Annotated in this window: 16 protein-coding genes; 12 read left to right on the forward strand and 4 right to left on the reverse strand. The window is 70.2% G+C overall.

Translation table 11 applies throughout. The features are described 5' to 3' along the window. Positions 1-20: 20 nt before the first annotated feature. Positions 21-857 carry a 4-(cytidine 5'-diphospho)-2-C-methyl-D-erythritol kinase gene (gene ispE / locus MLG87_RS00655; RefSeq protein ID WP_243293302.1) on the reverse strand — a complete coding sequence of 279 codons (837 nt, stop codon included), beginning with the start codon at positions 855-857 and terminating at the stop codon, positions 21-23. A gap of 38 nt (positions 858-895) precedes the next feature. Between ispE and MLG87_RS00660 the strand changes: the two genes are divergently transcribed. Then, positions 896-1,399 carry a thioesterase family protein gene (locus tag MLG87_RS00660; RefSeq protein ID WP_243293303.1) on the forward strand — a complete coding sequence of 168 codons (504 nt, stop codon included), beginning with the start codon at positions 896-898 and terminating at the stop codon, positions 1,397-1,399. Positions 1,400-1,481: 82 nt separating this feature from the next. Here the strand turns inward: MLG87_RS00660 and map are convergent, their stop codons facing one another. Beyond that, positions 1,482-2,279 (reverse strand): type I methionyl aminopeptidase, encoded by a 798-nt coding sequence (gene map, locus MLG87_RS00665; protein WP_423748239.1) that lies wholly within the window; start codon positions 2,277-2,279, stop codon positions 1,482-1,484. Between the two features lie 46 nt (positions 2,280-2,325). Here map and MLG87_RS00670 point away from each other — a divergent pair, with 46 nt between their 5' ends. From MLG87_RS00670 to MLG87_RS00690, 5 genes are all read left to right on the forward strand, one after another. Then, positions 2,326-2,679 carry a hypothetical protein gene (locus MLG87_RS00670; RefSeq protein WP_243293305.1) on the forward strand — a complete coding sequence of 118 codons (354 nt, stop codon included), beginning with the start codon at positions 2,326-2,328 and terminating at the stop codon, positions 2,677-2,679. Positions 2,680-2,946: 267 nt separating this feature from the next. Next, positions 2,947-3,573: a hypothetical protein gene (locus MLG87_RS00675; RefSeq protein WP_243293306.1), complete on the forward strand. Its 627-nt coding sequence runs from the start codon at positions 2,947-2,949 to the stop codon at positions 3,571-3,573. Beyond that, positions 3,570-4,862 carry a hypothetical protein gene (locus MLG87_RS00680; RefSeq protein WP_243293307.1) on the forward strand — a complete coding sequence of 431 codons (1,293 nt, stop codon included), beginning with the start codon at positions 3,570-3,572 and terminating at the stop codon, positions 4,860-4,862. The genes MLG87_RS00675 and MLG87_RS00680 overlap by 4 nt, the downstream gene beginning before the upstream one ends. A gap of 2 nt (positions 4,863-4,864) precedes the next feature. Further along, entirely contained in the window at positions 4,865-5,404 is a 540-nt protein-coding gene (locus MLG87_RS00685) for a DUF1697 domain-containing protein (protein ID WP_243293308.1), read from the forward strand. Between the two features lie 35 nt (positions 5,405-5,439). Next, positions 5,440-6,045 carry a TMEM175 family protein gene (locus tag MLG87_RS00690; protein ID WP_243293309.1) on the forward strand — a complete coding sequence of 202 codons (606 nt, stop codon included), beginning with the start codon at positions 5,440-5,442 and terminating at the stop codon, positions 6,043-6,045. A 21-nt stretch (positions 6,046-6,066) separates the two neighbouring features. Here the strand turns inward: MLG87_RS00690 and MLG87_RS00695 are convergent, their stop codons facing one another. Then, positions 6,067-7,137, reverse strand: coding sequence for a DUF3187 family protein (locus MLG87_RS00695; protein ID WP_243293310.1), 1,071 nt, complete (start codon positions 7,135-7,137; stop codon positions 6,067-6,069). Positions 7,138-7,362: 225 nt separating this feature from the next. Here MLG87_RS00695 and MLG87_RS00700 point away from each other — a divergent pair, with 225 nt between their 5' ends. Beyond that, positions 7,363-7,698, forward strand: a complete 336-nt coding sequence (locus MLG87_RS00700; RefSeq protein ID WP_243293311.1) for a winged helix-turn-helix transcriptional regulator — start codon at positions 7,363-7,365, stop codon at positions 7,696-7,698. Here the strand turns inward: MLG87_RS00700 and MLG87_RS00705 are convergent. Continuing rightward, positions 7,686-8,150 (reverse strand): Lrp/AsnC family transcriptional regulator, encoded by a 465-nt coding sequence (locus MLG87_RS00705; protein ID WP_243293312.1) that lies wholly within the window; start codon positions 8,148-8,150, stop codon positions 7,686-7,688. The genes MLG87_RS00700 and MLG87_RS00705 overlap by 13 nt on opposite strands. A 77-nt stretch (positions 8,151-8,227) precedes the next feature. Here MLG87_RS00705 and MLG87_RS00710 point away from each other — a divergent pair, with 77 nt between their 5' ends. From MLG87_RS00710 to MLG87_RS00730, 5 genes are all read left to right on the forward strand, one after another. Further along, positions 8,228-9,442 (forward strand): trans-sulfuration enzyme family protein, encoded by a 1,215-nt coding sequence (locus MLG87_RS00710; protein WP_243293313.1) that lies wholly within the window; start codon positions 8,228-8,230, stop codon positions 9,440-9,442. Between the two features lie 83 nt (positions 9,443-9,525). Next, entirely contained in the window at positions 9,526-10,236 is a 711-nt protein-coding gene (locus MLG87_RS00715; RefSeq protein WP_243293314.1) for a hypothetical protein, read from the forward strand. A 10-nt stretch (positions 10,237-10,246) separates the two neighbouring features. After that, positions 10,247-12,331 (forward strand): ATP-dependent DNA helicase RecG, encoded by a 2,085-nt coding sequence (gene recG, locus MLG87_RS00720; RefSeq protein ID WP_243293315.1) that lies wholly within the window; start codon positions 10,247-10,249, stop codon positions 12,329-12,331. A 187-nt stretch (positions 12,332-12,518) separates the two neighbouring features. Beyond that, positions 12,519-13,841, forward strand: a complete 1,323-nt coding sequence (locus MLG87_RS00725) for a S8 family serine peptidase (protein WP_243293316.1) — start codon at positions 12,519-12,521, stop codon at positions 13,839-13,841. Between the two features lie 86 nt (positions 13,842-13,927). Beyond that, the gene (locus MLG87_RS00730) at positions 13,928-14,296 is read left to right on the forward strand and encodes a pyridoxamine 5'-phosphate oxidase family protein (protein ID WP_243293317.1); all 369 of its coding nucleotides are present in this window, start codon (positions 13,928-13,930) and stop codon (positions 14,294-14,296) included. Positions 14,297-14,528: the final 232 nt, after the last annotated feature.

Below are 14,528 nucleotides of genomic sequence, written 5' to 3' on the forward strand. Positions count from 1 at the left end.
CCTGGAGTCCCTGGAGCGGGTCAGATGCGCCAGAGGCCCCAGTCGGGCCGGAGGTCGGAGATCCGCGCTGCGGCCTCGTCCCGGGTCTCGACGCTGTCGTACCGGGCGGCCCAACAGCTGCCCGAGCCGCAGAGCAGGGGCGCGCCGCCAGTGTCGTGCAGGGCGTCGCGCACTTCCGCCAGGGGCGGGCACACCCACAGGGCCGCGCCCGTGAGGTCATTGCGCCAGGGCGGTGCGGCGCTTTCGGGTTGCGAGGCCAGGGCCTCGGGGAAGGGGTAGCCCACGTCCTGAATGGCCCGGTACACGCTGGGCGTGCTCACGTGCAGGCCGGGATGGACCAGCAGGATGGGTTCCAGCGGCACCGGCCGCAGGGGGAACACCCGCTCGCCCCGGCCCAGGCCCAGCACGGTGCCACCCAGGAGGAACAGGGGCACGTCGCTGCCCAGGCGGGCGGCGAGGCCCAGCAGCACCGTGTCGGTGAGGCCCAGGTCGAACATCCGGTTCCCCAGCCGCAGGGCCGCTGCCGCATCGCTGCTGCCACCGCCGAGACCCGCGCCGTGGGGGATGCGCTTCTCCAGGCGCAGGGCCGCGGGCAGGGGGCGCTTCGCGGCCTCCTCCAGCAGGCGCCAGGCCTTGATCACCAGGTTCGACTCGTCCGCCGTCAGGCCCTGGCCCGTGGGGCCGGCGATCTCGAGCGTCAGCGCCGGGGCCGGCTCGCCCGACAGCGTGTCCGTCAGCGCCGCCACACCCTCCAGCACGGTGGTGACCAGTTCCAGCTCGTGGAAGCCGTCGGCGCGCCGGCCCAGCACGGCGAGGAACCGGTTCAGCTTGGCGGGGGCCTGGATCGTGAATCCCATGGCTCCACGGTAGCGCACCGTCCCGGTAGCCTGAGGGGATGGTTCTGTTCTTCCGCACCCTCTGGAAGCTGCTCACGCTCTGGCGCCGCCCGGGACTGGATCCCCTGGCGGTCTCCGTGCTGCATTTCCGTGTCTGGCCCAATGACCTGGACATGAACGTCCACATGAACAACGGGCGCTTCCTCAGCATCATGGACCTGGGGCGGTTCGACCTCACCTTCCGGACGAAGCTCGGCCGGGCCATGCTGCGGAACCGCTGGAAGCCTCTCGTGGGCGGTATCACCATGCGCTACCGCCGCAGCCTCGAGCTGTTCGAGCCTTTCACCCTCCACACGCGCCTGCTGGGCTGGGACGACAAGTGGGTCTTCCTGGAGCAGCGCTTCCTGAAGCGGGACGGCGACCTCGCGGCCGAAGGCGTGGTGAAGGCCCTCTTCCGGGGGAAGGCGGGCAACGTCCCCATGGCCGAGGTGCTGCGCCTGATGGACTACGAAGGGCCCCAGCTCGAAGTTCCTGAGGCCATCAGGCGGTGGGCGAAGGGGTAACGCGAAAAACGCAGCCGCGTTTTTCGTAGGCGCACAGGCACAGCCCATGCGCCTGATGCGCCTGATAGCTGAGAGCTGATAGCTACAGCCCGTCCTCCAGCTCGAATTCAGGATCGGGGATCGAGAGGATCTCCGGCCCGTCTTTGGTGATGGCGATGTCGTGCTCGAACTGGGCAGAGAGCTGGCCGTCGCGGGTGCGCACGGTCCAGCCGTCGGGCTCCACCAGGCACCGGTGGCTCCCGATGTTGAGGATGGGCTCGATGGTGATGGTCATGCCCGGCTCCATGCGGAAGCCGGTACCCGGGCGCTGGTCCGCGAAGACCACCTGGGGATCCTCGTGCAGGTCGCGGCCCAGGCCATGGCCGATGTACTCGCGCACCACGGAGTAGCCGCGCTCCTCGGCGAAGGTCTGCACGGCCGTGGCCATGTCGCCCAGGCGCTCGCCGGGGCGGCAGTGCTCGATGCCCACGAACATGGCCAGCTGGGCCGTCTGGATGAGGCGCCGCGCCTCCTCGCTGATCTTCCCCACGCCCACGGTCAGGCAGGTGTCGCCGTGATAGCCGTCCAGCTTGGCGCCGCAGTCGATGGCGATGATGTCGCCCTCCTGGAGCACGTACTTGGAGGGGATGCCGTGCACCACCTTGTCGTTCACCGACGTGCAGAGGGTGGCGGGGAAGCCGTGGTAGCCCTTGAAGCTCGGGCTGGCGCCCTGCTGGCGGATGTAGGCCTCGGCCACGCGGTCGATCTCCAGGAGGCTCACGCCGGGTTTCGCGGCTCGGGCGGCCAGACGGAGCGCGTTGGCGGCCACCCGGCCCGCCTCGCGGAGCTTCTCGATCTCCTTGCGGCTCTTGTAGCGGATCTGTTCTCGGATCAGGACCATCTTGCCCTCGGTCACCAGTCTAGCGGGGTGGCGGTAGAATGTCGGCATGGCGCGACCTCCGAAGATCCTGGTGACGACAACCCTGCTGGCTTGCGCCCTGATGGCGGGCCTGCTGGCCTGCCGCGGCGTTCCGGCGAGGCCCGCCTCGGTCTCCCAGGAGGCCATGTGGTGCCCGGAATCGAAGGAAGGGATCTTCCTCAAGGTGGGCGGCCACCAGGGCACCCTCTGGCAGCTGGAGATCTGGGACCGCCAGGGCCGCGCCCTGGCCTCGGGCTCCTTCCGGCTGCGCGGCTTCGCCAAGGCCAAGATCGTACCCGAGGAAGTGGTGTCCTGGCAGAACGGCGTCCTGCAGCTGAAGGACGGCACCGTGCTGGTGCAGGAAGCCCCGGCCGCGCCCTGATGCCTCAGAGTTCATAGCAAAACCCGACGAGGCCGCGATGAAGCCAGGCAGGATGCACCGCAAGGAGGGGCCCGCAGGACAACGTGGTTCGTTGTTCAAGGGACCTGACACCGCGGGGCGCCTGCCTGGCTTCATCCCTCCGGGCAAGGGGCGGCGGGCATCGCGATACAGCGTCAGGCTCGTCGCGCGTAGTACTTGCTACGCGTCTCCTCACCTTCCTCGCCTCGCTCGCCCGGCGCCCCTTGCGCGGCCCCGTGGGGTTTTGTTATGAACTCTTACACCCGCGAGGAGAAGGACTGGCTGGAGCGCGAATGGGCCTTCCGGGCCTGGGGCCGCGCCGGCCTGCTCAGCACCGACGACTACCGGCAGGTGCTGGCCTGGGAAGCCGAAGGCGTGCCCATGGACCTGGTGGTGTCCGCCCTCAACGCGTTCTTCGATCGCCGCGGGAAGCGTGAGAAGCCCCGCACCTTCGTGGCCCTCAAGCACCTCGACCACGACGTGGCCAAGGCCGTGAAGCTGCGGGAGGCCGTGGTCCGCGCAGGCCCGGAGCTGGACGCGGGCAAGGGCTGGGATCAGGTCAAGAAGCCTCTGAGGGAGGACCCCGCCGCGAAGGCGGCCTTCGAGGCTTGGCAGCGCCTGCGGGCCGCCGCACCCTCGCCGGAATCCGCCGGCTACCTTTCACACCACGACCAGGAGCGGGAGGCCCGCGCCGCCCTGCTGGCCCTGGCCGAGGCGGCCCTCGGGCCGGCCGCCGAAGGCCTGAAGGCCGAACTGCGCCAGCGCCTGGAGGCTTCCGACATGAAGGAAGGCAGCCTGGTGTGGAAGCGGGCCTGGAACCACCACTGGGCCCGTCTCGTGGGCACCGCCTGGAACCTGCCGCTGGAGGGCGCATGACGGTCGATCCCCGCTGGCAGAAGGAGCTGGAGGCTCCCACGGAGCGGTTCTTCGGGGCCTTCGCGGTCCAGCTCGCCCAGCCGGACGGCGTGCGCGACGGCGTGCGCGAGGCAGTGAAGATCCTCGTCCCCCGCATCGACTGGGAGGCCTACCTGCCGCACGTGCCGCACGGCATCCTCGGCCTGCGGGCAGTGCTGCGCCTGCAGCCGCTGCTGAGCGAGGCGGGCTTCCAGCGGGCCCTGGCCACGCAGCTGCACATGGCCGCCCACGAGGGGCGCCGGTCGCCCCAGATCCTGGCGCAGGTGTCGGCGGCCAAGGGCAGCGGCCACTGGCCGAACCTGGAGGCCTTCATCCAGTCCCGTCGGCCCGGCCTGGCCTACGCCGAGGCCCAGGGCTTCGACGCTCCCGCCGAGGCCGACTTCCAGCGCCTTCGAGGACTCACCGAGCTGGACATGGCCACGGTCGGGCACAAGGCGGTGGTGTGCGACCATCTCGCCGACCTGCACGAGCGGCTGGAACGGCCCAAGGCCACCGGGCGGAGGCTCTTTGGCCTGGCGGCCTGGGTAGCGGCCTCGCCGGAGGACACCTTCTGGGCCCGCCGCGCCGCCAAGCGGCTGGGGGACGCGGCGGTGTCCGTGCCCTGGATGCCGGCCACGCTCGACGAGGCGGCCTGGGAACCCCAGGTGCGCGAGATCTGCGACCTGGGCCTCGTGGCGCTCCTGGATCCGTTCACGGCCCGGCTGAAGGCGGGCCAGGGAAGCGGGGACACGCTGGCGGCCCTGGTGCTGGCGGCCTCCGAGAAGCAGCTGGACGCCCGGCGCGACCTGGAGGGCAAGACCGCATGGACGTACGTCTACCTGGCCGCCGTGGCGCGCGCCCGCCCCGCGGACCCGCGCATCTGGTGCCAGGCCGCGGCCCTGGTGAACCTCTTCCCCACGGACGAGCCCGAGGAGCGGGTGCGGGCCGTCCGGATCGGGAGTCCGGACGCCGGGGCCCTCACGGAGGCGATCCTGGACGTGGAGCCGGCCCTGGCCATGGCCCACGCCGGCGGGCTGGCGCAGACCGGTCGCGCGGAGGCGGCGCTGGCGGCCCTGGCCGAAGCGGCAGCCCAGGACGATCCCACCTTCAACCACGCCCACCAGGTGCTGGCCGTGGCCGCCGCCGCCGACCTGCTGCCCGATCTGCCGCCTCCCGCGCAGGAAGCGATGCTGGTGGCCCTCGCCAAGAGCCTGGCCAACAGCCAGGGCAGCGGCGACCTGGGGCGGCTGGCCGACCGGGCGCTGGGATAGCCATGCCGAAGACCTTCGCCTTCCTCCGCGCCATCAATGTCGGAGGCCATACCGTGACCATGGCCGACCTGAAGGCGCGGTTCCAGGAGCTGGGCCTGCGGGGCGTGGAGACATTCATCGCCAGCGGGAACGTGGTCTTCGAGGCGGGCCGGGTCGGCGAGGCGTCCCTGGCGGCGCGCCTCGAGACGCACCTGGAGGCCAAGCTGGGGTTTCCCGTGGCCGTGTTCCTGCGCTCCGGCGCGGAACTGACAACCCTGGTGGCCGGCTGCCCCTACGATGCCGCGGAGCAGGCGGAGGCCCGGGCCATGAACGTGATCTTCCTCGCGGCGCCGCTCACGGGGACCCAGGCGGCCCGCGTCCGGGGCCTGGAGACGGCGGAGGACGACTTCCGCTTCCACGGCCGTGAGGTATGGTGGCGCTGCCGCACGAAGCAGAGCCAGTCCGCCTTCTCCAACGCGGTCTTCGAGAAGGCCCTGGGCCTGAAGGCCACGTTCCGGGGCCTTCCCACGCTCCAGCGGCTGGTGGCCAAGCACCTGTCCTAGCCAGGTCGTGAAACAATCGCGGATCCGAGGAGTCCATGGGCAAGAACCGGCTGGAAGCCTTCAGCGATGGTGTGATGGCCATCATCCTCACCATCATGGTGCTGGAGCTGAGGGCGCCCCGCGGCGACTCCTTCACGGCCCTCCGGCCGCTCCTGCCCACCTTCGTGGGCTATGCGCTGAGCTTCATCTACATCGCCATCTACTGGAACAACCACCACCACATGCTCCACGCGGCCAGGAAGGTGAACGGGCCGATCCTGTGGGCCAACACGCACCTGCTGTTCTGGCTCTCGCTCGTGCCCTTCGCCACGGCCTGGATGGGGGGCAACCACTTCGCGGCCGGACCCGTGGCCCTCTACGGGGCCGTCCTGCTCATGGCCGCGCTGGCCTACTACCTGCTGAGCCAGTGCCTCATCCACCACCACGGCCGAGGATCGCTCCTTGAGGCTGCCGTGGGCGGGGACTTCAAGGGGAAGATCTCCATCGCGATCTACGCCTCTGCCATCTGCTTGTCCTTCGTCAACCGCTGGGCCGGGTTCGCCCTCTACTGGGTGGTCGCCCTCATCTGGCTGGTGCCGGACCGGCGCATCGAGAAGATCCTGGCCCATGAGGCTGCCGGAGAGGACGGCTCCAGGCGCTGACGGGAGAGGACGGGATCTAGGTCAGAACCGGTACGTGGCGCTCAGCGCGAAGGAGGCGTCGTCGGTGTTCTCGTGGTGGGTGATGTTGTTCACGTAGCGGAAGGTCAGGGTGGTCCGGCGGTTCAGGTAGGCATGGAAGCCCAGGTCGTGCTGGAGGCTGTTGTCGTGCAGCTTGGCGAAGGGCTGGGGCGTGCTGAAGCCGCTCAGGAAGTAGAGCTGGAGGAAGGGCTGGATCACCTTGTTGCGGCGTCCCTGCCAGGTCAAGTGGGCCCCCAGGTCGGACGTGTAGTCGAGCTGGTTGTAGGCGGCGTTGCCGCGGCCCCGGTGGGTGTAGGCGGCGCCGGCGTAGATTACCTGGGTGGCGGAGGGCTGCCACCAGCCGCTGAGCCCGCCTTCGACGTCCCAGCCTGACTTGAACGAGTTGTAGGTGCGGGCCAGGGGAGGCTTCACCGTGAGGGTGGCGCTCAGGCCCGTGGACGCGTCCTGGTGGATCAGGTGGACCAGGCCGAACAGAGGGTCCTGGACGCGGGTGGGCTGGGCGCCCTCTCGTACCAAATCCAGGCGTCCGTACCGGATGGTGGCCACCACGGCCTGGTTGCGGGCCACCTCGGTGCGCCCCCACTGCTCGAAGCCGAAGGTCTTGTGGAAGGCCTCGATGGGGGCGTCCAGATCGCCTCCGCCGTGGCGCTCCACCGGCAGCTCCGCCCAGACATCCGTTCGGTCGGTGAGGCCGCGCCGGACCTGGAGGGTGGTCCGGGCAATCTCCTCGTCGAAGTAGAAGACGAAGGGGGCGGTGGGGTACTCGGCGGCCAGGGCCTCCAGGGAAGCCCGGTCCATGCGGTGGCGCCCCTGGAACCAGGCGGGCGGATGGTCCTTGATCAGGTCGGAGAACTCGAAGACGTTGGCCCGGACGTGGGTGAGGGTCACCTGCCAGCGACCCGGGCCGATGGGGCGCGGCGCCTGGGGCTGATAGGTCATGGGGGCCTGGAGCAGGGTGAACATGTTCCGGGTGGGCAGGGGGCCCATTTCGGGGTAGGGCTCGTCCTGGGCCTGGAGGGACAGGCCGAGGGCCAGCGCGAGGACGGCGCGCATGGGAGGTGCTCCTTGGTGAAGACGGGTCGATGACCCTCCCACGCCAGGCGGGGCGCCGCTGGCGATGGGTGATTGGGTGCCGGAGTCGTCCGGTTCGTGCTTTCTTTCGGGAAGCCTATTTCCCTATGAAAGCAATAGTGGGATCACGGCTTCCCCTTGTCAAGCAGCTTTCTTTGGGATAGTTTTGTGGTGCCGCCGGGTTTCCCCGGGGTCCTGGACCGCCTCATGAACCTTCCTGAATCCTCCAGCTGCCGCTGCTTCCGCATGGCCATCGACCTGCTGGGCAAGCCCTGGACGGGGCAGATCCTGTGGGTCCTCCAGGAGGGTCCTCTCCGGTTCAACGAGCTGGGCGCCCGGGTTCCCGGCATCGGGGAGAAGGTCCTTTCCGCCCGCCTGAAGGAGCTGGAGTGCCAGGGCCTGCTGGTGCGCCGTGTCCTGCCCACCACGCCCGTGCGGGTGGAGTACGAGCTCACCTGCAAGGGGCAGGGCTTCCGCCAGGTGGTGGAGGCCGTCACCCAGTGGGGAACCCAGATCGTGGACGCCGAGGATCAGGCCCGGTAGTTCGGCATCGCGGCGCCCTTGGCCCACTCGAAGATGAGGCTGGTCTGGATGTGGGCCACTTCGGCGCGGGTGGTGAAGGCGTCCAGGGCCAGGTCGCGCAGGTGGTGGGCGTCCCGCACGGCCACATGCACCTGGAAGTCGTGGGTGCCGGCCACATGGAACACCGCCAGCACCTCCGGCAGGCCCATGGCGTGCTTCCAGAAGGCCTTCACCTGGGCCCGGCTGTGCTGGCGCAGCTGCACGGCGATGAGGGCCTGGAGGCCCACGCCCAGGGCCCCCGGGTCCACGTCCGCATGGGCGCCCTTCAGCACGCCCTCGGAACGCAGGCGCTGCACACGAGCCAGGCAGGAGGACGGAGCCAGACCCACGGCGGCGGCCAGTTCCTTGTTGGATAGCCGAGCATCCTTCTGTAGATAGCTCAATATGTCGCAGTCAATTCGGTCAAGTTCCATGAATGACATCATTCCACGAAAAAGATTCGGGGGATTGCCGAATTCATGAAACCTACATTGGGGACAGGAGTGTCCCCATGTCCAAGCCCAACACCGCCCTGTCCATCGAGACCCAGGCCGTCCACGCCGGCCGCGAGGTGCTCCACGAACAGGGCGTCCATGCCCTGCCCATCGACCTCAGCAGTACCTATCCCCTGCGCGACCTGGACGAGGGCGGCCGCAGCCTGGAGGCCATGGCCATGGGCGGACTGCCCATCGGGAGCCCCGTCTATTCCCGCCTCTACAATCCGACCACCGCCCGCTACGAGCAGGCCCTGGCCCAGCTGGAGGGCGCCGAGGAGGCGGTGGCGTTCGGCTCGGGCATGGCGGCGGTGACCGCCTGCCTCATGGCGGCCAAGCAGCGCGGCGGCCACGTGGTGGCCGTGCGTCCCCTCTACGGCGGCACGGACCACCTGCTGGCCTCCGGGATGCTGGGCCTCGAGGTGACCTGGGCCGAGGCCGACGGCATATCCGCCGCCCTCCGCCCCGACACGGCGATGGTGATCGTGGAGACGCCCGCCAACCCGACCCTCGCGATGGTGGACCTGGACGACGTGGTCCGTCAGGCGGGCAAGGTCCCCGTGCTGGTGGACAACACCTTCGCCACCCCCATCCTCCAGAACCCCATCAAGCAGGGCGTGACCTTGGTCCTCCACAGCGCCACCAAGTTCCTGGGCGGGCACGGCGACGTGCTGGCGGGCATCGTGGCCACCAACAACGACTGGGCCACGGAGCTGCGCAAGGTCCGCGTCATCACCGGCAATGTGCTGCACCCCCTGGCGGCCTACCTGCTGCATCGCGGCCTGCCCACGCTGCCCCTGCGCGTGCGCGCCCAGCAGGCGGGCGCCCAGGTGATCGCCGAGCGCCTGGCGAAGCATCCCGCCGTCTCCGCCGTCCACTTCCCCGGCCTGCCCGGCCAGGACCCCAAGGGCCTGCTCGGCCGCCAGATGAAGGGACCCGGCTCCCTCATGGCCTTCGAGCTGAAGGGGGGCTTCGAGGCCGCCTCCGTGGTCATGGCCGAGGTGAAGCTCATGACGGCCGCCGTGTCCCTGGGCAGCGTGGACACGCTCATCCAGCACCCGGCCGCCCTCACCCACCGCGTGGTGGATCCCGCGGCCCGCGAGCACAGTGGCGTGTCCCAGTCCCTCATGCGCCTCTCTGTGGGCCTGGAGAGTCCCGAGGACCTGTGGGCCGACCTGGAGCAGGCCCTGGCCAAGGCCATGGCCCGCCAGGCCGTCGGCGCCACCCGCTGAAGGTTGCGTTCGCCCAAGATTCGGGTCGGCAGATCGATTGACCCGGGTCGTATGCTTTGGGTGTCTCCATGTCGGGGAGGCCCATGGCTTCACGCGACAGTCTGATCCACCTCCACTGTGGCGATGCCGCAGTCGCGGTGCATCGGCGGTCCGGCCTGCCGGGCACCGTGCGTGTCTGCCGGGATTCCCCGGCGGTGGGTCCCTGGACCTCCGAGGCCTCCCGGCTGCCCGGATTGAGGGCCGACTGGTGGGATCTGCCCGAGGGCGAGGACTCGCCAAGGCTCATCCTGGACGACCTGGGCGGCACCGCCGAGCCCGTCCTCTGGTTCGGCCCGGATCCCTGGGAGCAGGCCTGCCTGCTGTGGGTGCTGGCGGAGTTGCCCGAGGGCACCCTCGCCGATCTGGTCCCCCTGGATCGGGGCGTGTCACAGACCGCGCCGGCCGCCCTGCCGGGTCTGTTCGCCGGACGGGTCCTGCTCGAGGAGGAGACGCTGACCGAGGCCCGGGGACTCTGGGGCGCCTTCCTGGAAGGGGGTTGGCGGGCGCTGGCCGGCTGCGGCATCCCGGCCCTTCCCTGGATGGCCCGGGCCCTGGCTCGGCTTGCGGAAGATCATCCCGTCGCCGGCCCCGGCCGGACCCGGACCCAGATCCGGGGTCTCGTGGACCGCGGGATCCTGGATCTGCCGGCCCTGATGACGGGCCTCCGGAAGCTGGAGGATCCCCGCCACGGTGCCTGGTACGGAGATCGTTACGTCGCCAAGATGGTGGAGTCCATAGAGGCGCGGCTAGGCTGAAACAGCCGCCATGACGCTCGCGCCCCTGCCCCTATCCACCAAGGTCACGGTCCTCCGGGGCCTGGGACCGGCGCGGGCGGCGGCGCTGCAGGAGGCCGGCATCGACACCCTCCGGGACCTGCTGTGGAGCCTGCCCTACCGCTACGTGGACCGGGGCAGCCTGCGGACCCTGGGCAGCCTGGACCTGCGGGGCTTCGAGCCGGTGGATTCGGGCATCGTGACCGTCCTGGGCACCCTGCGGGATCTGCGCCAGAGCACCACGCGCGTGCAGCGCATGGCCCTCACCGAGGCCCTGCTGGAGGATGGCACGGGCACCCTGCGCCTCATCTGGTTCAACCAGCCCTACCTGGGCCGGTCGCTGAAGGTGGGAGACCGCCTGCTGGCCTTCGGTCCGCTCTCCGTGGGCCGCCAGGGCCTGGAGATGCGTGCGCCCCAGTTCGAGGTCATGGGTCGGGGCGAGGATCTCGCCTGGGTCCGGCGCTTCCTGCCCCTCTACCGCAAGCTGGGACCCCTGCCGGGCCGGGCGCGGCAGAGGCTGGTGCAGGAGGCCCTGGGCCGGGCCCATGCGGCGGAGGAGTGGCTGCCCCTGGAGCTGGCGAAGGATCTTCCGGACGCCATGACGGCATTCCGGCTGCTGCACGATCCCCCGGACAGCAGCGATCCGGCCCTGCTGGAGAAGGGCCAGTCGCCCGCCCACGAGCGCCTGGCGGCGGAGGAGCTGTTCGCTTTCTCCCTGGGCGTGGCCCTGCGCCGCGCCGGGCGCCTGAAGCGCCGCGGCCTGGTGGTGCCCACCTCGCCGGAACTCCGCGAGCGGCTGAAGTCCTTCCTGCCCTTCCCCCTCACCGGCGCCCAGCGCCGCGCCTTCAAGGACATCGTGGAAGACCTCACCTCGGGCCGCGTGATGAACCGCCTGCTCCAGGGCGACGTGGGCAGCGGCAAGACACTGGTGGCGCTGCTCTCCATGGCCATGGTGGCTGAGACGGGCGGACAGGGAGCCCTGCTGGTGCCCACGGAGGTGCTCGCGCGCCAGCACGCCGCCAGCTTCCGGCGCTACCTGGGCGACCGCGCAGACAGCCTCCAGCTCCTGCTGGGCGGCATGAAGGTCGCGGAGAAGCGCGCGGCCCTGGGCCGCATCGCCAGCGGCGAGGCCCGCTACATCGTGGGCACCCACGCCCTCTTCCAGGAGGCGGTGGCCTTCCATCAGCTGCAGCTGGTGGTGGTGGACGAGCAGCACCGCTTCGGCGTGAAGCAGCGCGAGGCCCTGAAGGAGAAGGGCGGCGATCCGCACTGGCTGGTCATGAGCGCCACGCCCATCCCGCGCTCCCTGGCCCTGGCGATCTTCGGCGACCTCGACCAGAGCGTGCTCGATGAGCTGCCCCCGGGCCGGCAGCCCATCACGACGAAGCTGCACAAGCCCGAGTTCGCGGAGCGGGCCTGGGAGCAGGTGCGCCGGGAGCTGGCGGAAGGCCGCCAGGCCTTCGTCGTGAGCCCGAGCATCGACCCTTCCGACGAAGGCAAGGTCCAGCTCCGCGACATCCAGGCCATGGAGGCCCTGCTGCGGGGCATCTTCCCGGAGGTGGAGCTCGAGGTGGTGCACGGCCGGGTCCGGACGGATGAGATGGCCGCCCGCATGGCGCGGTTCGCCTCCGGCGAGGCGAAGATCCTGCTGGCCACCACGGTGATCGAGGTGGGGGTGGACGTGCCCAACGCGACGGTGATGGTGGTGGACCACGCCGAGCGCTTCGGCCTCAGCCAGCTCCACCAGCTGCGGGGCCGGGTGGGTCGAGGCGCCCATCGCAGCCACTTCCTCATGATCAGCGGCTCCGAGACCGAGCGCCTCCAGACGCTGGTGGAAACCCAGGACGGCTTCCGCATCGCCCAGCGGGACCTGGAGCTGCGGGGTCCCGGCGAGTTCTTCGGCGTGAGGCAGGCGGGGCTGCCCCAGTTCCAGGTGGCGGACCTGGTGCGCGACCGCCGCCTGCTCGCCCGGTGCCGCGAGGCCGCCGATCGGGCCCTGGCGCACGGCCTCAGCGAGGCCCAGGCCGCCTGGCTGCAACGCGAGCAGGTGCGGCTGAGGCTGGCCGAGGTGAGCTGACCTCCGGGCCGGAGAACAGGCGCCGATGAACTAAACGCCACCACTCGTTCAGTGGATCCACGGGTTTGTTGACATGGCCTTTGTAAATGACCATGGTGTCGAAATAACATCATTGTTTTTTCTTGATGAAGGCTTCTCGATGCAACCCTGCTGCCGGCATCCCGGCAGTCCTAGAAGGAGATGGACCATGAAGTCCCTTCCCGCCGGACTCTTCCTGACCCTCGCCCTGGCCGGGGGCCTCGCCCTGGCTGCGGACGCCCCGCGCGCCTACCTGATCCTGGCCCGGGGGCAGGGCCGCGGCAGCACGAACCTGGACGAGCTGGTGGCCTCCGCCGGTGGCGCCATCACGGGTCGCCTCCCCGACATCGGTGTGGTGCTGGCGACATCCGCCAACCCGGATTTCCTGGCGCAGGTGACTGCCGATGCCCGGGTGCAGCAGGCCGCCGAGGACATCGAAGTGCCATGGCTTCCCGACGTGCATGCCACGGCGGCGCAGGACTCCGGCCTCCAGGCCAATGGGCTCAACAGCGAACCCTCATGGGGCTACCAGTGGAACATCCGCCAGATCCAGGCGGATCAGGCAGCGCTCAACGGCGACCAGGGCTGGGGCGTGGCGCGGGCGCGGGTGGCGGTCCTCGACGCGGGCATCTGGAGCGGGCATCCCGACATCGGGCCCAACGTCAACCTGGCGCTGAGCCGGTCCTTCGTCCCCACCGAACCCAACATCGACCCCATTGTGTACGGCTTCAACCACGGCACCCATGTCGCCGGGATCATCGCCGCGCCCATCAACGACCGCGGCACCCAGGGCGTGGCGCCCAAGGCCGAGATCGTCGCCGTCAAGGTGCTGCGCAGCGACACGGGGAACGGGTCCTTCTCGTGGATCATCTCCGGCATCCTGTACGCGGCCGGGCCTGAGGTCCGGGCCGACGTGATCAACATGAGCCTGGGGGCCACCTTCGATCGCATCAATGCGGGTGGCAGCGGGGCCGGCCCGCTGATCGCCGCCCTCAACCGAGCCATCACCTACGCCACGGCCGCCGGCACCCTGTGCGTGGCCTCCGCGGGCAACGAAGGCGTGAACCTCGACAGCCGACTCTGGGCGATCCCGGCCCAGTCGGGCAACGGCATGGCCGTATCCGCCACCGGGCCGTACGGGCTGGCCGACTTCGACCGGGCCGCCTCGTACACCAACTACGGGGTTTCAGCCGTGAACGTGGCCGCTCCCGGTGGCGACTTCGCCTCCGCCGCGGGCTATCCCTTCGATATGGTGATCAGCCCCGCAGGCCGCACCAGCGGAGGGACCTGGCAGTACTTCTTCGCGGCCGGGACCTCCATGGCGGCGCCCCATGTCTCCGGCGTGGCCGCCCTGATCGTGGGCAAGTACGGCAAGATGCCGCCCGCCGAGCTGAAGCGGAGGATCGAGCAGCGCGCCGACGACATTCTCAAGCCCGGCGCCGATCCCTATTCGGGCCGGGGTCGCGTGAACGCCCTGGAAGCCCTGCGCTGAACCCTGAAGGCTGATGGACCCTCCCGGGGCCGGCCCTGGCCGGCCCCGGCTGCGCCTGGGTGCTACCGTGGGAGGGGAGGCCGACGATGCTCGATGCGACCGTTCTTGCCGTGCTCGAAGCGGAAGGGTCCGCGACCTTCGTGACCAAGGGGCCCGAGGGTCCGCACCTGGTGGCGACCTGGCAGAGCTACCTCGACGCGGTCGACGCCACGACCCTGGTGTTCCCCGCCGGAGGCTACCGGGTGACCGAGACGAACCTCTCCCACGATCCCTCCGTCCAGATGATCATCGGCCGGCAGCGGAGCGCCGAGGGCCCGGCGATCGGCTTCCGGCTCTCGGGGACGGCGGAGGTGCAGTCGGGCCAGGCGCTCCACGAGCGGATGAAGGTCAAGCATCCCTGGTGCCGAGGGGCGGTGGTGATGCGTGTGACGAAGGTCGAGCGGATCCTGGGCTGAGAGGGCTCTAAGAGGTCGTAACAAAACCCCGCGTCGCCTCGCGAGGGGCGCCGGGCGAGCGAGGCCAGGAAGGCGAGGTGAGCGTAGCAGGGACTACGCGATCCAAACCTGACGCAGCATCGCCCTCCACCTCACGGGCCCTGCCTCGCAGGGTCCTCCCGCTCGTTCCTCGCGGAGGCGGAGCCTCCCCGCCACCCCTCGCCCGGAGGGATGAAGCCGGGCGGGCGCTCCG

It is taken from the genome of Geothrix mesophila (assembly GCF_022808835.1).
Taxonomy (GTDB): Bacteria; Acidobacteriota; Holophagae; order Holophagales; family Holophagaceae; genus Geothrix; species Geothrix paludis.